The sequence below is a fragment of the Leclercia sp. genome (genome assembly GCF_036780805.1).
GTDB lineage: Bacteria > Pseudomonadota > Gammaproteobacteria > Enterobacterales > Enterobacteriaceae > Enterobacter.
This window is the reverse complement of record NZ_DAIQCE010000008.1, coordinates 86,575-104,228: the sequence shown is the minus strand read 5'-3', so window position 1 is coordinate 104,228 and position 17,654 is coordinate 86,575. Positions and strand designations below refer to the sequence as shown.

Sequence of the window (17,654 nt, the reverse complement as noted above, 5' to 3'; positions counted from 1 at the left end):
GAGGAAAAGATGGCTCAACAGACGCCTTTGTACGAACAACACACCTTATGCGGTGCGCGCATGGTCGATTTCCATGGCTGGATGATGCCGCTGCATTATGGTTCGCAGATTGATGAGCATCATGCGGTGCGCACCGATGCCGGTATGTTCGACGTCTCGCATATGACCATTGTCGATCTGCACGGCAGCCGCACCCGGGAGTTTCTGCGCTATCTGCTGGCGAACGACGTGGCCAAACTCACGAAGCCGGGCAAAGCGCTCTATTCCGGCATGCTGAATGCCTCCGGCGGCGTGATTGACGACCTGATTGTTTATTACCTCACCGATGATTTCTTCCGCCTCGTTGTTAACTCCGCCACCCGTGAAAAAGACCTCGCCTGGATCACTCAGCACGCTGAACCTTACGCCATTGACATCACCGTGCGTGATGACCTGTCGCTGATCGCGGTCCAGGGGCCGAACGCGCAGGCGAAAGCCGCGTCACTGTTCACTGATGAACAGCGTCAAGCCACCGAGGGCATGAAGCCGTTCTTTGGCGTGCAGGCGGGCGAACTGTTTGTGGCTACCACCGGCTATACCGGCGAAGCGGGCTATGAAATTGCAATGCCGAACGAAAAAGCGGCCGATTTCTGGCGTGCGCTGGTGGAAGCGGGCGTTAAGCCGGCCGGTCTGGGCGCGCGCGATACCCTGCGTCTGGAAGCCGGGATGAATTTGTACGGCCAGGAGATGGACGAAGGCGTCTCTCCGCTGGCGGCCAACATGGGCTGGACCATTGCGTGGGAACCGGCCGATCGCGACTTTATCGGTCGTGAAGTGCTGGAACAGCAGCGTGAGAAGGGCACCGAACAGCTGGTTGGCCTGGTCATGACCGAGAAAGGCGTGCTGCGCGGCGAGCTGCCGGTACGCTTCACCGACGCCAATGGCAACCACTGCGAAGGCATTATCACCAGCGGCACCTTCTCCCCGACGCTGGGTTACAGTATTGCTCTGGCGCGTGTGCCGGCGGGTATTGGCGAGACTGCCGTGGTGCAGATCCGCAACCGCGAAATGCCGGTCCGCGTGACCAAACCGATTTTTGTTCGCGCCGGTAAACCGGTCGCCTAATTATTTTTATCAGGAGAAATTCAATGAGCAATGTGCCAGCAGAACTGAAATACAGCAAAGAACACGAGTGGCTGCGCAAAGAAGCCGACGGCACCTACACCGTTGGGATCACCGAGCATGCTCAGGAGCTGTTAGGTGACATGGTCTTTGTGGATCTGCCGGAAGTGGGCGCGACCGTCACCGCGGGCGACGACTGCGCCGTGGCGGAATCCGTTAAAGCCGCTTCTGATATCTATGCGCCAGTGGGCGGCGAAATTGTGGCGGTTAACGACGCGCTGAGCGACTCCCCGGAGCTGGTCAACAGCGAGCCATACGGAGAAGGCTGGATCTTCAAAATTAAAGCCAGCGACGAAGCGGAAGTTGCCGCTCTGCTGGATGCGACTGCGTACGAAGCCTTACTGGAAGACGAGTAAACCTTTATCCCTCTCCCCTGTGGGGAGAGGGTAGGGTGAGGGGAACAGACGACACCCTCACCCCAGCCCTCTCCCTTAGGGAGAGGGAGAAAACACATTCACTGCACGTTTCAGGAACCATCGCTCATGACACAGACTTTAAGCCAGCTTGAAAACCGTGGCGCCTTCATTGAACGTCACATTGGGCCGGATGCTCAACAACAGCAGGAGATGCTGAAGACGGTTGGCGCGGATTCGCTCAACGCACTGATCGGCCAGATCGTGCCTAAGGATATTCAGCTCGACACCCCGCCGCAGGTAGGTGAATCGACCACTGAATACGCTGCGCTGGCGGAACTGAAAGGCATTGCCAGCCTGAACAAGCGCTTTAAGTCTTACATTGGCATAGGTTACACCAACGTGCAGTTGCCGCCGGTGATCCTGCGCAACATGCTGGAAAACCCGGGCTGGTACACCGCCTACACCCCGTATCAGCCGGAAGTGTCTCAGGGGCGTCTGGAAGCGCTGCTCAATTTCCAGCAGGTCACCCTTGATCTGACCGGTCTGGACATCGCCTCGGCCTCGCTGCTGGATGAAGCCACTGCCGCCGCAGAAGCGATGGCGATGGCAAAACGCGTCAGCAAACTGAAGGGCGCTAACCGCTTCTTCGTTGCCGCCGACGTTCACCCGCAAACCCTCGACGTGGTGCGTACCCGTGCGGAGACCTTTGGCTTCGAGGTGATTGTTGATGACGCTGATAAAGTGCTGGATCACCAGGACGTGTTCGGCGTGCTGCTGCAGCAGGTGGGTACCACCGGTGAAGTCCACGACTACGGCACTCTGATTACAGAACTGAAGGCGCGCAAAATCGTCGTCAGCGTGGCGGCCGATTTTATGGCGCTGGTGCTGTTAACGGCTCCAGGCAAACAGGGCGCAGACATTGTCTTCGGGTCTGCGCAGCGCTTCGGCGTGCCGATGGGCTACGGCGGTCCACACGCGGCCTTCTTCGCCGCGAAAGATGAATTCAAACGCTCCATGCCAGGCCGCATTATTGGCGTATCGAAAGATGCCGCCGGTAACACCGCCCTGCGCATGGCGATGCAGACTCGCGAGCAGCACATTCGTCGTGAGAAAGCGAACTCCAACATCTGTACCTCACAGGTGCTGCTGGCCAACATCGCCAGCCTGTACGCTGTGTTCCACGGCCCTGTTGGCCTGAAGCGTATCGCCAGCCGCATTCATCGTCTGGCCGATATCCTGGCCTGCGGCCTGCAGCAGAAAGGCCAAAAACTGCGCCATGCGCACTTCTTCGATACCCTGTGTGTTGAAGTGGCCGACAAAGCGGCGGTGCTGGCGCGCGCTGAAGCCGCAGAAATTAACCTGCGCAGCGATATCCTGAATGCCGTGAGCATCACCCTGGATGAGACCACCACTCGTGAAGATATTCAGGTGCTGTTCAACGTCCTGCTGGGCGAAGGTCACGGTCTGGATGTGGATACCCTCGACAAAGAGGTGGCGCACGACAGCCGCTCCATCCAGGAAACCATGCTGCGTAACGACGCAATCCTGGCCCATCCGGTGTTTAACCGCTACCACAGCGAAACCGAGATGATGCGCTACATGCACTCGCTGGAGCGCAAGGATCTGGCGCTGAACCAGGCGATGATCCCGCTGGGCTCCTGCACCATGAAGCTGAACGCCGCCGCCGAGATGATCCCGATCACCTGGCCGGAATTTGCTGAGCTGCACCCGTTCTGCCCGGCAGACCAGGCGGAAGGTTATCATATGATGATCAACCAGCTCTCCGACTGGCTGGTGAAACTGACCGGCTACGACGCGCTCTGCATGCAGCCGAACTCCGGCGCGCAGGGTGAGTACGCGGGTCTGCTGGCGATCCGCCACTATCACGAGAGCCGCAACGAAGGCCATCGCGATATCTGCCTGATCCCAAGCTCCGCCCACGGCACCAACCCGGCATCGGCCCAGATGGCAGGAATGGAAGTGGTGGTTGTCGCCTGTGATAAAAACGGCAACATCGATCTGGCTGATCTGCGTGCGAAAGCAGAACAGACCAGCGATAAGCTCTCCTGCATCATGGTGACCTATCCGTCCACCCACGGGGTGTACGAAGAGACTATCCGTGAAGTGTGCGAAATCGTGCACCAGCACGGCGGTCAGGTTTACCTCGATGGTGCCAACATGAACGCCCAGGTGGGCATCACCACGCCAGGCTTTATCGGCGCGGACGTGTCGCACCTGAACCTGCACAAAACCTTCTGCATTCCGCACGGCGGTGGCGGCCCGGGTATGGGTCCAATCGGTGTCAAAGCGCACCTGGCCCCGTTTGTCCCAGGCCATAGCGTCGTGCAGATCGAAGGCATGCTGACCCGTCAGGGGGCGGTCTCTGCGGCACCGTTCGGTAGCGCCTCTATCCTGCCAATCAGCTGGATGTACATCCGCATGATGGGCGCGGAAGGGCTGAAGCAGGCCAGCCAGGTGGCGATCCTCAATGCGAACTACATTGCGACGCGTCTGAAGTCTGCCTTCCCGGTGCTCTATACCGGCCGCGATGGCCGTGTGGCTCACGAATGTATTCTGGATATTCGTCCGCTGAAAGAGCAGACCGGCATCAGCGAGCTGGACATTGCCAAACGTCTGATCGACTACGGCTTCCACGCGCCAACCATGTCGTTCCCGGTCGCGGGCACGCTGATGGTGGAGCCAACCGAATCCGAAAGCAAAGCCGAGCTGGACCGCTTTATCGACGCGATGCTGGCGATCCGCATTGAGATCGACCGCGTTCAGGATGGCGAATGGACGCTGGAAGATAACCCGCTGGTCAACGCCCCGCACACCCAGCACGAGCTGGTGGCTGAGTGGAATCACGCTTACTCCCGCGAGCTGGCGGTCTTCCCGGCAGGCGTTGCCAACAAGTACTGGCCGACCGTGAAGCGTCTTGATGACGTCTACGGCGACCGCAACCTGTTCTGCTCCTGCGTGCCGATGAGCGAATACCAGTAACCTTTCTGCCATACTGTAGGCCGGGTAAGCGCAAGCGCCACCCGGCTTTTTTTTATCTGGAGGTAGTGAATGGCAATCGCACTTGTAACCGGCGCCAGCCGAGGAATTGGCAAAGCGACCGCACTGCAGCTGGCACGCGAAGGCTACACCGTGGCGGTGAATTATCACCACAACATCAAAGCCGCGACCGACGTGATCGCTCAGATTGTGGAAGAGGGCGGTAAAGCCTTTGCCCTGCGTGCGGACATCAGTGATGAAGCCCAGGTGATGGCGATGTTCGACAGCCTCGATCGTGAAGGTGAGCTCCTCACCGCGCTGGTTAATAACGCCGGCATTTTGTTCGAGCAGAGCACCATCGAAAATCTCTCTGCCGAGCGCATTAACCGGGTGCTGGCCACCAACGTGACCGGGTATTTCCTCTGCTGCCGCGAGGCGGTAAAACGCATGGCGCTGAAGCATGGCGGGAAAGGCGGGGCGATTGTCAACGTCTCGTCTGCGGCATCACGTCTTGGTGCGCCGGGGGAGTATGTGGATTACGCAGCGTCGAAAGGTGCCGTGGACTCCCTTACCACCGGGTTAGCGCTGGAGGTGGCAGCGCAGGGCATTCGGGTCAACTGCGTCCGTCCGGGGCTGATCTACACCGACATTCATGCCTCCGGCGGTGAGCCAGGACGTGTGGATCGGGTGAAGTCGATGCTGCCGATGCAGCGCGGCGGGCAGCCCGAAGAGGTGGCCCAGGCGATTGTCTGGCTGCTGAGCGAGAAGGCATCGTACGTGACGGGCAGTTTTATTGAGTTAGCGGGCGGGAAGTAAACCCCTCACCCTAACCCTCTCCCCAAAGGGGAGAGGGGATCAATCGTAGGCCGGTGCAAGCGTAGCGCCGCCCGGCATTACGGAGTTAAAGCGTCTCGCCGTTGCTGGCAATCACATCTTTGTACCACTCAAAGCTCTTCTTGCGCGAACGGGACATGTCGCCGGTGCCGTCGTCGTGCTTGTTCACGTAGATAAAGCCGTAGCGTTTGCTGTACTGGCCGGTGGTGAACGACACGCAGTCGATGCAGCCCCACGGGGTATAGCCCATCAGATCCACGCCATCATACGTGACCGCTTTGATCATCTCTTCAACGTGGGCGCGCAGGTAGTCGATACGGTAGTCATCGTTGATGCTGCCGTCCGCTTCCACTTTATCGTAAGCGCCGAAGCCGTTTTCCACGATAAACAGCGGCTTCTGATAGCGCTCGTACAGCTCGCACAGGGCGTAGCGCAGGCCCACCGGATCGATCTGCCAGCCCCAGTCTGACGCCTTCACGTGCGGGTTCGGGACGCTGCCTTCAAAGCCGGAGATCGCATCGCCAGTACCGCCTTCCGCTTTCACCGCGTTAGTCATGTAGTAGCTGAAGCCCAGATAGTCACAGGTGCCTTCACGCAGGATCTGCTCGTCGCCCGCTTCCATATGGATGGTGAAACCGCGGCGCTCCCACTCGTTCAGGACGTAAGACGGGTAGTAACCCCGCAGCTGCACGTCGGTAAAGATATAGCGTTCACGCATCGATTCCTGGGCAAACATCACATCTTCTGGTTTGCAGGAGAATGGATACAGCGCCACCATCGCCAGCATGCAGCCGACTTTCATTTCCGGGTTGATACGACGTGCGGCTTTCACCGCCAGGGCGCTGGCCACGAACTGGTGATGCAGCACCTGGTACATGGTCTCTTCCGGGTTTTGATGCTCGGTATAAACCACGCCGGAGCAACAGTAGCCGAACAGCGGCGCGCGCCAGTTGCGCTGGTTGTTGATCTCGTTGAAGGTCATCCAGTATTTGACCTTGCTCTTGTAGCGCTCAAACACCACTTCAGCGAAGTTCACGAAGAAGTCGACTACCTTACGGTTGGTCCAGCCGCCGTATTCCTGCACCAGGTGCAGCGGCATTTCGAAGTGGGAGAGTGTAATCACCGGCTCGATGTTGTACTTCAGCAGCTCATCGAACATGTCATCGTAGAACTTCAATCCCTCTTCGTTCGGCTGGGTTTCGTCACCTTTCGGGAAGATACGGGTCCAGGCGATGGAGGTACGGAAGCATTTGAAGCCCATCTCGGCAAACAGTTTGATGTCTTCTTTATAGTGGCCGTGGAAGTCGATGGCTTCATGGTTCGGGTAGTATTTGCCATCGACCACTTCCTGGGTGATTTCACGCGGCACGCCGTGTGCGCCGCCGGTCAGCACGTCACAAATGCTCGGGCCTTTGCCGCCTTTGTTCCAGCCGCCTTCAACCTGATGCGCCGCAACCGCGCCGCCCCATAAAAAGTCTTTTGGTAAGGTGAGTTTTTTCATCTTTGCTAATCTCATTTATTGCTATTGTTTTTGAGTCTAACAAAGGGGAATGAAAAGTCACGATATAACAATTCGCAGAAATTGTAATATGTTACCTCTAAAAAACAGGGTGTTTTATTCCGTTAATTTCTTCGCCAGTTTACGCCCCAGCGATTCAAGAATATAGATCACCGGAATTTGCGTCGTAATATCATAGACGCCCGCGATGCGGGTTTGTGGTACATGCCATGAGAGATTAAAGTCCGCCAGTTTTGCCAGCCGCGAATGTTCGTGGCTGGTGATGGAGAGCACCTTGCAGTGATGAAGGCTGAACTGGCTGGCGAAGCGCAGGATCTCCTCCGTTTCGCCCGAGACCGAGAGGACTATCGCCAACGCATTTTTCGCCATATCGTTGGTGACCGGGAAATAAGGGTCGTCGATGTGGTTGCTGAATTTACCAATATTGGAAAAGAAACGTGCGCCATATTTCGCCAGCGATCCCGAGGTGCCTGCCCCGACAAATATAATACGCTCCGACGATAAGATAATATCCACGGCATTATTTAATAGCGAATCAAATTCGTCGTTGTTTACGCTTTTGAAAAAACTGATAATCTCACTGGCGCCAAAATTGGCCTGCTGTGGTTCGTTTTGTTCGAGATATAATTTAAAACGGACGCGGAATTCAGAATAGCCATCACAGTTGAGTTTGCGGCAAAAGCGCAGCACGGTGGTAGTGGAAACCCCTGCCGCATCCGCCAGTTCGCGGATGGTCATGTACATCACCCGATCGCGGTTTTTGATGACGGTGTTGTAAACCATCATCTCCAGATTATTGAGACTGGCAATGGCGGAATGGGAGAACATGCTCACAGTAACTAAACTCACTCATCAGACTTCATCTTCAGGGAATAATACCATGCAGCCAAACGACATGACTTTTTTTCAGCGCTTTCAGGATGACATTCTGGCTGGGCGTAAGACCATCACTATCCGTGATGAGAGCGAGGCGCACTTTAAAACGGGCGATGTTCTGCGGGTAGGGCGTTATGAAGACGACGGTTACTTTTGCACCATTGAGGTGACGGGGACCTCAACCGTGACACTGGAAACGCTGACCGAAAAACATGCTCAGCAGGAGAACATGACCCTGGGGAAACTTAAGCAGGTCATCGCGGAGATCTACCCAAATCAGACTCAGTTTTATGTCATTGATTTTAAATGCTTTTGATTTTAATCTGAACACCCGTTAGCTGAAAATATCATGCAACACTATGATTTTATTGAATAAATATTCATGCGATATTTATTTTAGCTAACAGGTGTTCACTGGAATCATTCTCAGTTAGCATAGTCAGCGATGCAGTATTCACTTATGTTTTCCCGGAGTTCTCTATGGTTAGCAAACCATTAACCGCACAGGGATATTCGCTGGCTGAGGAAATAGCCAACAGTATTAGTCACGGAGTCGGCCTGGTGTTTGGCATCGTCGGGCTGGTACTGCTGCTGGTTCAGGCCGTTGACACCAACGCCAGCGCGCTGGCGATCACCAGTTACAGCCTGTATGGCGGAAGCATGATTCTGCTGTTCCTGGCGTCCACCCTTTACCATGCCATTCCGCATCAGCGGGCCAAAATCTGGCTGAAAAAATTCGACCACTGTGCCATCTATTTGCTGATTGCCGGAACCTACACGCCGTTTTTGCTGGTGGGGCTGGATTCGCCGCTGGCACGCGGACTAATGATTGTTATCTGGAGCCTGGCGCTGCTGGGGATCCTGTTTAAATTGACCATCGCGCACCGCTTTAAGGTGCTGTCGCTGGTGACCTATCTGACCATGGGCTGGCTGTCGCTGATTGTTGTCTATCAGCTGGCGGTAAAACTGGCGGCAGGTGGGGTAACGTTGCTGGCGGTGGGCGGGATTGTCTATTCGCTGGGGGTGATTTTTTACGTCTGCAAGCGCATCCCCTATAACCACGCGATCTGGCACGGGTTTGTGCTGGGCGGCAGCCTGTGCCATTTCCTGGCGATTTATTTGTACGTTTAAGGTGATGTGCGGCCTGATGCCCTCACCCCAACCCTCTCCCACGGGGAGAGGGAGCAAACATCAAAAACGGTAACCCAGGGGTTACCGTTTTGCTTTTATTCACTCTTCCAGCGAATACGGCAGCGGCTCGATGCTCAGGGTATTTGCATCTTCACGCACGCGGAACACGCTGTCGGGCTCCATGTCATTGTTCATAATGGCCTGCACCAGCAGACGGCCATCATCGAGCTGAACGGCGGCGAGCACGGTGCCGGTCCGGCGCCAGTTCTCACCCATTTTCAGCTCCAGATCTTCACCGGCTTCCGGTACGCGGCTGGCCTGGCCCGCCAGATACCATAGCGCACGCTTATTGGCACCGCGGAACTTCGCGCGCGCCACCATCTCCTGGCCGGTATAGCAGCCTTTTTTAAAGCTGATCCCGCCGAGCGCCTGCAGGTTGGTTGCCTGAGGGATAAACTGCCCGCTGTTGGCCGCGTCGATAACCGGAATGCCCGCTTCAATGTTCAGCGACAGCCACTGCTGGCTGTTATTCAGCTGGGCTTCGCCACGCAGGGCCTGGGTGACGCGCTCTGCGGTGGCGACATCGGTTACCAGCAGGAAGCGTTCCGCCGGGTGTTCAAACCACAGCAGCGAGGTGGCGCCGTCGCTAGTGACCTGCTTTTCGGCATCAGGCAGTTCGCTGAACAGGTTCTTTAACGCCGCACGCGCCTGGAATCCAGCGACGCCCAACAGCACCAGCTCGTCATCGGCGGCGATGGTCACTTTTGAGAACACCGCATATTTTTTCAGCTCGGCGAGCTGCGCGTCGCGCAGGCTGCGGCGTTCGATCAGAGCAAAACCGTCCTGACGACGGAAGAGACGCAGGTTGCTCCACATTTTGCCTTTTGGATCGCAGTGCGCGGCCAGCAGGTGCTGGTGTTCGGTCATTTGACTGACATCAGCGGTCACCTGGCCCTGCAGGTACTTTTCGCTGTCCACGCCGACCAGCGTTGCCAGCGCCCAGTCATCAAGAGTCATAAGCGTCAGCGGCAGACGCGCAGAGGCGACAGGCTGGCGCGGAGAAAAGGGTGTAAATGCCATAATGATGTCCTGAATTGCATAACGCTTTGTTGATGCCTAATGGTAAAAGAGACTGTAGCCAATGCAAGCGGTTTCAACAGGCTATTCGTGCCCTCGCGCTGTTGTGCGTAACGCGACGCAAAACGGATGAACGCCCGTTTTTGTTGTGGTTTTTTCTGAAAGAGCGCGTCAGGAACGTAATATTCCAGTAATGAAACAGCAAAAAACACGTTACACTAAGAGCCGTTTCTTCCCGGTAGATTATCAATCTCCGCCGATACGAACGGAACACTGCCTGAACTCAACGTTATGCAGGAAAATGCACATGGACATTACTAACAAAGCCCGCATTCATTGGGCATGCCGTCGCGGCATGCGCGAACTCGATATCTCCATCATGCCGTTCTTCGAATACGAATACGACACTCTGAGCGATGAAGACAAACAGCTGTTCATCCGCCTGCTGGAGAACGACGATCCTGATTTATTTAACTGGTTGATGAATCACGGCGAACCTGCCGACGCCGAACTGCAACGGATGGTGCTTTTAATTCAAACACGGAATCGGGAACGTGGTCCTGTGGCAATCTGATTTACGCGTCTCGTGGCGCTCGCAGTGGATGTCGCTTTTGCTCCACGGCCTGGTTGCGGCCTGCATTCTGCTGATGCCGTGGCCGCTGAGCTACACCCCATTATGGCTCATCTTACTGTCGCTGGTGGTGTTCGACAGCGTGCGCAGCCAACGGCGCATTAATTCCCGTCAGGGCGAAATCAAACTGTTTATGGATTCCCGCCTGCACTGGCAGGGCAGCGAGTGGGAGATCGTCGGCACGCCGTGGATGTTAAATGCCGGGATGATGCTTCGCTTACGCAAGGCCACCGGACAACGCTGCCAGCATTTGTGGCTGGCGGCAGACAGTATGGACGAAGGGGAGTGGCGGGATTTGCGCCGGATGCTTTCGCAGCAACCGACGCAGGGGCGGTAGCGGGTTAACTAAACTGCTCCGCCATTTCGCCGAGGATCTGCTCGCACCAGTTCTGCAGGCGCTCTTCGCTCAGATCGTATTGATTCGTCTCATCAAGGGCCAGCCCGACAAACAGCTGGCCGTCGGCAATGATCGGTTTCTTACTGGTAAACTCATAGCCTTCGGTCGGCCAGTAACCGATGAAGGTCACCCCTTTCGGCGCCAGCTTGTCGTGCAGCATTCCCAGCGCGTCGAGGAACCACTCGCCGTAGCCCAACTGATCGCCCATGCCGTACAGCGCGATAATTTTACCTTCCAGCTGCAGGCCATCCAGACTATCCCAGATGGCTTCCCAGTCTTCCTGCAGCTCACCAAAATCCCAGGTCGGGATACCCAGGATCAGCACGTCGTACTGCTCCATCATCGTCGGGGCGTCGTCTTTGAGATTATGCAGGGTGACCAGTTCCGGACCGATAATGTCGCGAATTTTCTCTGCGGCCATCTCGGTGTAGCAGGTGCTGGAACCATAAAACAGACCAATATTCATCGCTAAAATGTCTCAATACTTGCTATGACTTTGCGAGTAGTGTACCAGAAACAACCCGCATTCAGGCATAATGCACCCCATTGCAGAATGAAAGAGGCTGACGTGGAAAAGGATCTCGCACTCATCGAGCAGTTTCTCGATGCGCTGTGGCTGGAGAAGAATCTTGCCGAAAATACCCTCAGCGCTTACCGACGCGATCTGGCGATGCTGGTGGCCTGGTTGCACCATCATGACCTCTCGCTTGCCACGGCCCAAAGCGGCGATCTACAGACGCTGCTGGCCGAGCGCATGGAGGGGGGCTACAAAGCCACCAGCTCCGCACGGTTGCTGAGCGCCATGCGGCGTCTGTTTCAGCATCTGTACCGTGAGAAATTACGCGCTGACGATCCCAGCGCCGCGCTGGCGTCGCCAAAGCTGCCGCAGCGTCTGCCGAAGGATCTCAGCGAAGCACAAGTTGAGAGATTATTACAGTCGCCGGTGGTTGACCAACCGCTGGAGTTACGCGATAAAGCGATGCTTGAGGTCTTGTACGCGACGGGACTGCGCGTCTCTGAGCTGGTCGGTCTGACGATGAGTGATATCAGCCTGCGTCAGGGCGTGGTACGGGTGATCGGTAAAGGCAACAAAGAGCGTCTGGTACCGCTGGGTGAAGAGGCGGTGTACTGGCTGGAGAACTATCTTCAGCATGGACGTCCTTGGTTGCTCAACGGGGTCTCCATTGATGTGCTGTTTCCGAGCCAGCGTGCGCAGCAGATGACGCGTCAAACCTTCTGGCATCGCATCAAACATTACGCCACACTGGCAGGTATCGACAGTGAAAAACTTTCGCCGCACGTTCTGCGTCACGCTTTTGCGACCCATCTTCTGAATCACGGCGCCGACCTGCGCGTGGTCCAGATGCTGCTTGGGCACAGTGACCTTTCAACGACGCAAATCTACACGCATGTCGCGACGGAACGCCTGCGGCAGCTACACCAACAGCATCACCCACGTGCGTGATGACTTGTAACAGGAATCCATATGAAAAAGTCTTTAGTGCTGTTCTCTCTGCTGGCAGCCTCATTATCTGGTCTGGCGCATGCTGACGATGCGGCCATTAAACAGTCTCTGGCGAAGCTCGGCGTCACCGGAAGCGACATTCAGCCTGCGCCAATCCCCGGGATGAAAACCGTGATGACCAGCGGCGGCGTGCTGTACGTCACCGAAGACGGTAAGCACTTTCTGCAGGGGCCGCTGTACGATGTGAGCGGCGCCCAGCCGGTCAACGTCACTAACCAGATGCTGATGAAAAACCTGAACGCGCTGGAAAAAGAGATGATCGTCTACAAAGCCGCGCAGGAAAAGCATGTCATCACCGTCTTCACCGACATCACCTGCGGCTACTGCCACAAGCTGCACGAAGAGATGAAAGACTACAACGCGCTGGGGATTACCGTGCGTTATCTCGCCTTCCCGCGTGCGGGCGTGCAGAGCCAGCCTGAGCAGGACATGAAGGCCATCTGGTGTGCGAAAGATCGCAACAAAGCCTTTGATGATGCCATGAGCGGCAAGGGCATTCAGCCCGCCTCCTGCGATATTGACATTGCCAACCACTACGCGCTGGGCGTGCAGTTTGGCGTGACCGGTACGCCAGCCATCGTGCTGAGCAACGGCTACGTGGTGCCGGGTTATCAGGGGCCGAAAGAGATGAAAGCGTTCCTCGACGCGCATCAGAAACAGTTTGGCGGTAAATAATTCGCGTGAAATCTTCGATACAACTCCGTCGTCGTGAAGTGAACGACAGCGCCGCGTTACCCGCGGATCTGTCGCCTCTGTTGCGTCGACTGTACGCCAGCCGTGGCGTGCAAACGGCAGACGACCTTGAGCGAAGCGTAAAAGGCATGCTGCCCTGGCAGCAGCTGAGTGGCGTCGATACGGCCACGGAGCTGCTGTACAACGCCTTCCGTGAAGGAACCCGCATCATGGTGGTGGGGGATTTCGATGCCGATGGCGCCACCAGTACCGCGCTGAGCGTGCTCAGCCTGCGGGCGATGGGGTGCGATAACGTCTCCTACCTGGTACCGAACCGCTTCGAAGATGGCTACGGCCTGAGCCCGGAAGTGGTCGATCAGGCCCATGCCCGCGGCGCGCAGATGATCCTCACCGTCGACAATGGGATCTCGTCCCATTCCGGTGTCGATCGGGCGCACGATCTTGGGATCCCGGTGCTGGTCACCGATCACCATCTGCCTGGCGACACGCTGCCGGCGGCAGAAGCGATCATCAACCCCAACCTGCGCGACTGCGACTTCCCGTCGAAAGCGCTGGCGGGCGTGGGCGTGGCCTTCTACCTGATGCTGGCGCTGCGTACCAGGCTGCGGGATAAAGGCTGGTTTGAGGCGCAGGGCATTGCCGCGCCGAATCTGGCGGAATTCCTCGATCTGGTGGCGCTGGGCACCGTGGCGGACGTGGTGCCGCTGGATGCCAATAACCGCATTCTCACCTGGCAGGGCTTAAACCGCATTCGCGCGGGAAAATGCCGTCCGGGCATTAAGGCGCTGCTGGAGATCGCCAACCGGGATCAGCAGCGGCTGGCGGCCAGCGATCTGGGATTTGCCCTTGGTCCGAGGCTCAACGCCGCCGGGCGACTGGATGATATGTCGGTGGGTGTGGCGCTGCTGCTGTGCGACAACGTCGGCGAGGCGCGCGTGCTGGCCAACGAGCTGGATGCCCTGAACCAGACCCGCAAAGAGATCGAGCAGGGGATGCAGGCCGAAGCCCTGATCCTGTGCGAGAAGCTGGAGCGCAGCGGCGAAACGCTGCCCGGCGGGCTGGCGATGTATCACCCCGAGTGGCACCAGGGAGTGGTCGGGATCCTGGCTTCGCGCATCAAAGAGCGTTTTCACCGTCCGGTGATCGCCTTTGCTCCAGCCGGAGACGGCACGCTGAAAGGATCGGGGCGATCCATTCAAGGGTTGCATATGCGCGATGCGCTGGAGCGGCTGCATACCCTCCATCCCGATCTGATGATCAAATTCGGCGGCCATGCGATGGCGGCAGGGCTGTCGCTGGAAGAGGCCAAATTCGAGCAATTCCAACAGCTGTTTGGCAAACTGGTCACCGAGTGGCTGGATCCGGCCCTGTTGCAGGGCGAAGTGGTCTCCGACGGTCCGTTAACGCCTGCTGAAATGACCATGGAAGTGGCGCAGATGCTGCGTGATGCTGGTCCATGGGGGCAGATGTTCCCGGAGCCGCTGTTCGATGGCCGTTTCCGTCTGCTGCAACAGCGGCTGGTGGGTGAACGCCATCTGAAAGTGATGGTGGAACCGGTCGGCGGCGGCCCGCTGCTGGACGGTATCGCCTTTAACGTCGATACCACCATCTGGCCGGACAACGGCGTGCGCGAAGTCGAACTGGCCTACAAACTGGATATCAACGAGTTTCGCGGCAACCGCACGCTGCAAATCATCATCGACCATATCTGGCCACTTTAGCATCACTATTCCGCTATAAAACAGGGCGTGAATCCGGTACAATTCCGCCCTTATCTCCGCATTTTGACTAGTCCATAAAAGAAAACAGACCATGTTTGAAATTAATCCGGTAAAAAACCGCATTCAGGACCTCACGGAGCGCTCCGACGTTCTTAGGGGGTATCTTTGACTACGATGCCAAGAAAGAGCGTCTCGAAGAAGTAAACGCCGAGCTGGAACAGCCGGACGTCTGGAACGAACCTGAACGCGCACAGGCGCTGGGTAAAGAGCGTTCCTCTCTGGAAGCTATCGTCGATACGCTGGATCAGATGGCGCAGGGTCTGGATGACGTGTCCGGGCTGCTGGAGCTGGCCGTTGAGGCCGACGACGAAGAGACCTTCAACGAAGCCGTGGCAGAGCTCGACGTGCTGGAAGAGAAGCTGTCCCAGCTGGAATTCCGTCGCATGTTCTCCGGTGAATACGACAGCGCCGACTGCTACCTGGATATTCAGGCCGGTTCCGGCGGGACAGAAGCCCAGGACTGGGCCAGCATGCTCACCCGTATGTACCTGCGTTGGGCTGAAGCCCGCGGCTTTAAGACCGAAATCATCGAAGAGTCTGAAGGCGAAGTGGCAGGCCTGAAATCTGTCACCGTTAAAATCATTGGCGATTATGCTTACGGCTGGCTGCGTACTGAAACCGGCGTTCACCGACTGGTGCGTAAAAGCCCGTTTGACTCCGGCGGCCGTCGTCATACCTCGTTCAGTTCCGCGTTTGTCTATCCGGAAGTGAAGGACGATATCGACATCGAAATCAACCCGGCGGATCTGCGTATCGACGTTTACCGCGCCTCCGGTGCGGGCGGTCAGCACGTTAACCGTACGGAATCCGCGGTGCGTATTACGCACCTGCCGACCGGGCTGGTCACACAGTGCCAGAACGACCGTTCCCAGCATAAAAACAAAGACCAGGCCATGAAGCAGATGAAAGCGAAGCTTTATGAACTGGAGATGCAAAAGAAAAATGCTGAGAAGCAGGCGATGGAAGATAACAAGTCTGACATCGGCTGGGGCAGCCAGATCCGTTCTTACGTCCTTGATGACTCCCGCATCAAAGACCTGCGTACCGGTGTCGAAACCCGTAACACGCAGGCGGTGCTGGACGGCAGCCTGGACCAATTTATCGAAGCAAGTCTGAAAGCAGGGTTATGAGGAACCAACATGTCTGAACAACAAGCACAGGGCGCTGACGCGGTCGTCGATCTTAACAATGAACTGAAAACCCGCCGCGAGAAGCTGGCTGCGCTGCGCGAGCAGGGCGTGCCGTTCCCGAACGATTTTCGTCGTGACCACACCTCAGACCAACTGCACGCTGACTTCGACGCGAAAGAGAACGAAGAGCTGGAAGCGCTGAACATCGAAGTGGCCGTTGCAGGCCGCATGATGACCCGTCGTATCATGGGTAAAGCCTCCTTTATTACGCTGCAGGACGTTGGCGGCCGTATTCAGCTGTACGTCTCCCGTGACGATCTGCCAGAAGGCATCTACAACGAACAGTTCAAGAAATGGGACCTGGGCGATATCCTCGGTGCTAAAGGCAAGCTGTTCAAAACCAAGACCGGCGAGCTGTCCATTCACTGCACCGAGCTGCGTCTGCTGACTAAAGCCCTGCGCCCGCTGCCGGACAAGTTCCACGGCCTGCAGGATCAGGAAGCGCGCTACCGCCAGCGTTACCTGGATCTCATCTCTAACGATGAATCCCGCAACACCTTCAAAATTCGCTCCCAGATCATGGCCGGTATCCGCCAGTTCATGGTTAAACGCGACTTCATGGAAGTAGAAACCCCAATGATGCAGGTGATCCCGGGCGGTGCGTCTGCGCGTCCATTCATCACCCATCACAACGCCCTGGACCTCGACATGTACCTGCGTATCGCGCCGGAACTGTACCTGAAGCGTCTGGTGGTGGGTGGTTTCGATCGCGTGTTCGAGATCAACCGTAACTTCCGTAACGAAGGCATCTCCGTGCGTCATAACCCAGAGTTCACCATGATGGAACTCTATATGGCGTATGCGGATTACAAAGATCTGATCGAGCTGACCGAATCCCTGTTCCGTACTCTGGCGCAGGACATTCTGGGCACCACTGAAGTGCCTTACGGCGAAGAGGTCTTCGACTTCGGTAAGCCGTTCGTTAAGCTGACCATGCGTGAAGCGATCAAGAAATACCGTCCAGAAACCGAGATGGCCGATCTGGATAACTTCGACTCTGCGAAAGCGATCGCAGAGAGCATCGGTATCAAGGTTGAGAAGAGCTGGGGTCTGGGCCGTATCGTGACCGAGATCTTCGAAGAAGTGGCTGAAGCGCACCTGATTCAGCCGACTTTCATCACCGAGTACCCGGCAGAGGTTTCTCCGCTGGCGCGTCGTAACGACGAGAACCCGGAGATCACTGACCGCTTTGAATTCTTCATCGGTGGCCGCGAAATCGGCAACGGCTTTAGCGAGCTGAACGATGCAGAAGATCAGGCGCAGCGCTTCCAGGATCAGGTTGATGCGAAAGCCGCAGGCGACGACGAAGCGATGTTCTTCGACGAAGACTACGTGACCGCGCTGGAACACGGCCTGCCACCAACGGCGGGTCTGGGCATTGGTATCGACCGTATGGTTATGCTGTTCACCAACAGCCACACCATCCGTGACGTGATCCTCTTCCCGGCGATGCGTCCGGTGAAGTAAGCCGTAAAGATGTAAAAAA

General features: G+C 56.8%; 17 protein-coding genes. 13 read left to right on the top strand and 4 right to left on the bottom strand.

Annotated features, from left to right (window positions below; genetic code table 11):
- Nucleotides 1-9: 9 nt before the first annotated feature.
- The 4 genes from gcvT to V7Q49_RS17425 all read left to right on the top strand — a co-directional run bounded on the left by gcvT (nt 10) and on the right by V7Q49_RS17425 (nt 5,330).
- A complete protein-coding gene (gene gcvT, locus V7Q49_RS17440; RefSeq protein WP_333853881.1) occupies nt 10-1,104 on the top strand; it encodes a glycine cleavage system aminomethyltransferase GcvT in 1,095 nt (364 codons plus the stop codon).
- A gap of 23 nt (nt 1,105-1,127) precedes the next feature.
- Nucleotides 1,128-1,517: a glycine cleavage system protein GcvH gene (gene gcvH, locus V7Q49_RS17435; RefSeq protein WP_039029826.1), complete on the top strand. Its 390-nt coding sequence runs from the start codon at nt 1,128-1,130 to the stop codon at nt 1,515-1,517.
- A gap of 126 nt (nt 1,518-1,643) precedes the next feature.
- Entirely contained in the window at nt 1,644-4,517 is a 2,874-nt protein-coding gene (gene gcvP / locus V7Q49_RS17430) for an aminomethyl-transferring glycine dehydrogenase (RefSeq protein ID WP_333853878.1), read from the top strand.
- A 69-nt stretch (nt 4,518-4,586) separates the two neighbouring features.
- Complete coding sequence (locus tag V7Q49_RS17425) at nt 4,587-5,330, top strand: SDR family oxidoreductase (protein ID WP_333853876.1); 744 nt, start codon at nt 4,587-4,589, stop codon at nt 5,328-5,330.
- 85 nt (nt 5,331-5,415) lie between these two features.
- Here the strand turns inward: V7Q49_RS17425 and V7Q49_RS17420 are convergent, their stop codons facing one another.
- On the bottom strand, nt 5,416-6,849 hold the full coding sequence (locus tag V7Q49_RS17420; RefSeq protein WP_333853874.1) for a 6-phospho-beta-glucosidase: 1,434 nt from the start codon (nt 6,847-6,849) through the stop codon (nt 5,416-5,418).
- 114 nt (nt 6,850-6,963) lie between these two features.
- Nucleotides 6,964-7,695, bottom strand: coding sequence for a MurR/RpiR family transcriptional regulator (locus V7Q49_RS17415; protein ID WP_333853973.1), 732 nt, complete (start codon nt 7,693-7,695; stop codon nt 6,964-6,966).
- A 52-nt stretch (nt 7,696-7,747) separates the two neighbouring features.
- Here V7Q49_RS17415 and yqfB point away from each other — a divergent pair, with 52 nt between their 5' ends.
- Nucleotides 7,748-8,059 (top strand): N(4)-acetylcytidine aminohydrolase, encoded by a 312-nt coding sequence (gene yqfB / locus V7Q49_RS17410; protein ID WP_333853872.1) that lies wholly within the window; start codon nt 7,748-7,750, stop codon nt 8,057-8,059.
- A 164-nt stretch (nt 8,060-8,223) separates the two neighbouring features.
- Nucleotides 8,224-8,874 carry a PAQR family membrane homeostasis protein TrhA gene (gene trhA, locus V7Q49_RS17405; RefSeq protein WP_333853871.1) on the top strand — a complete coding sequence of 217 codons (651 nt, stop codon included), beginning with the start codon at nt 8,224-8,226 and terminating at the stop codon, nt 8,872-8,874.
- Between the two features lie 99 nt (nt 8,875-8,973).
- Here the strand turns inward: trhA and ygfZ are convergent, their stop codons facing one another.
- The gene (gene ygfZ, locus V7Q49_RS17400) at nt 8,974-9,954 is read right to left on the bottom strand and encodes a tRNA-modifying protein YgfZ (RefSeq protein WP_333853870.1); all 981 of its coding nucleotides are present in this window, start codon (nt 9,952-9,954) and stop codon (nt 8,974-8,976) included.
- 304 nt (nt 9,955-10,258) lie between these two features.
- Between ygfZ and sdhE the strand changes: the two genes are divergently transcribed.
- Nucleotides 10,259-10,525 carry an FAD assembly factor SdhE gene (sdhE, locus tag V7Q49_RS17395; RefSeq protein ID WP_142487010.1) on the top strand — a complete coding sequence of 89 codons (267 nt, stop codon included), beginning with the start codon at nt 10,259-10,261 and terminating at the stop codon, nt 10,523-10,525.
- Nucleotides 10,506-10,919, top strand: a complete 414-nt coding sequence (locus V7Q49_RS17390; RefSeq protein ID WP_333853868.1) for a protein YgfX — start codon at nt 10,506-10,508, stop codon at nt 10,917-10,919. Before sdhE ends, V7Q49_RS17390 begins: the two co-directional genes overlap by 20 nt.
- A 4-nt stretch (nt 10,920-10,923) precedes the next feature.
- Here the strand turns inward: V7Q49_RS17390 and fldB are convergent, their stop codons facing one another.
- The gene (gene fldB / locus V7Q49_RS17385; RefSeq protein ID WP_333853866.1) at nt 10,924-11,445 is read right to left on the bottom strand and encodes a flavodoxin FldB; all 522 of its coding nucleotides are present in this window, start codon (nt 11,443-11,445) and stop codon (nt 10,924-10,926) included.
- 102 nt (nt 11,446-11,547) lie between these two features.
- On the opposite strand from fldB, the gene xerD reads away from it, so the two are divergent.
- From xerD to lysS, 5 genes are all read left to right on the top strand, one after another.
- Complete coding sequence (xerD, locus tag V7Q49_RS17380) at nt 11,548-12,444, top strand: site-specific tyrosine recombinase XerD (RefSeq protein ID WP_333853864.1); 897 nt, start codon at nt 11,548-11,550, stop codon at nt 12,442-12,444.
- A 21-nt stretch (nt 12,445-12,465) separates the two neighbouring features.
- Nucleotides 12,466-13,179: a bifunctional protein-disulfide isomerase/oxidoreductase DsbC gene (dsbC, locus tag V7Q49_RS17375; protein ID WP_333853862.1), complete on the top strand. Its 714-nt coding sequence runs from the start codon at nt 12,466-12,468 to the stop codon at nt 13,177-13,179.
- A 5-nt stretch (nt 13,180-13,184) separates the two neighbouring features.
- Nucleotides 13,185-14,918: a single-stranded-DNA-specific exonuclease RecJ gene (gene recJ / locus V7Q49_RS17370; RefSeq protein WP_333853860.1), complete on the top strand. Its 1,734-nt coding sequence runs from the start codon at nt 13,185-13,187 to the stop codon at nt 14,916-14,918.
- A 91-nt stretch (nt 14,919-15,009) separates the two neighbouring features.
- Nucleotides 15,010-16,108, top strand: a protein-coding gene (gene prfB, locus V7Q49_RS17365) for a peptide chain release factor 2 (protein ID WP_333853859.1) whose coding sequence is annotated in 2 segments (ribosomal slippage) — nt 15,010-15,084 and nt 15,086-16,108 — 1,098 coding nt in all. Because the reading frame shifts where the segments join, the coding sequence is not laid out codon by codon here.
- 9 nt (nt 16,109-16,117) lie between these two features.
- Nucleotides 16,118-17,635: a lysine--tRNA ligase gene (gene lysS / locus V7Q49_RS17360; RefSeq protein WP_333853858.1), complete on the top strand. Its 1,518-nt coding sequence runs from the start codon at nt 16,118-16,120 to the stop codon at nt 17,633-17,635.
- Nucleotides 17,636-17,654: the final 19 nt, after the last annotated feature.

Bases quoted from the DNA above. Each gene is read 5' to 3' on its own strand.
- gcvT (WP_333853881.1), top strand. From the start codon at position 10: ATGGCTCAACAGACGCCTTTGTACGAACAACACACCTTATGCGGTGCG.
- gcvH (WP_039029826.1), top strand. From the start codon at position 1,128: ATGAGCAATGTGCCAGCAGAACTGAAATACAGCAAAGAACACGAGTGG.
- gcvP (WP_333853878.1), top strand. From the start codon at position 1,644: ATGACACAGACTTTAAGCCAGCTTGAAAACCGTGGCGCCTTCATTGAA.
- V7Q49_RS17425 (WP_333853876.1), top strand. From the start codon at position 4,587: ATGGCAATCGCACTTGTAACCGGCGCCAGCCGAGGAATTGGCAAAGCG.
- V7Q49_RS17420 (WP_333853874.1), bottom strand. From the start codon at position 6,849: ATGAAAAAACTCACCTTACCAAAAGACTTTTTATGGGGCGGCGCGGTT.
- V7Q49_RS17415 (WP_333853973.1), bottom strand. From the start codon at position 7,695: ATGTTCTCCCATTCCGCCATTGCCAGTCTCAATAATCTGGAGATGATG.
- yqfB (WP_333853872.1), top strand. From the start codon at position 7,748: ATGCAGCCAAACGACATGACTTTTTTTCAGCGCTTTCAGGATGACATT.
- trhA (WP_333853871.1), top strand. From the start codon at position 8,224: ATGGTTAGCAAACCATTAACCGCACAGGGATATTCGCTGGCTGAGGAA.
- ygfZ (WP_333853870.1), bottom strand. From the start codon at position 9,954: ATGGCATTTACACCCTTTTCTCCGCGCCAGCCTGTCGCCTCTGCGCGT.
- sdhE (WP_142487010.1), top strand. From the start codon at position 10,259: ATGGACATTACTAACAAAGCCCGCATTCATTGGGCATGCCGTCGCGGC.
- fldB (WP_333853866.1), bottom strand. From the start codon at position 11,445: ATGAATATTGGTCTGTTTTATGGTTCCAGCACCTGCTACACCGAGATG.
- dsbC (WP_333853862.1), top strand. From the start codon at position 12,466: ATGAAAAAGTCTTTAGTGCTGTTCTCTCTGCTGGCAGCCTCATTATCT.
- lysS (WP_333853858.1), top strand. From the start codon at position 16,118: ATGTCTGAACAACAAGCACAGGGCGCTGACGCGGTCGTCGATCTTAAC.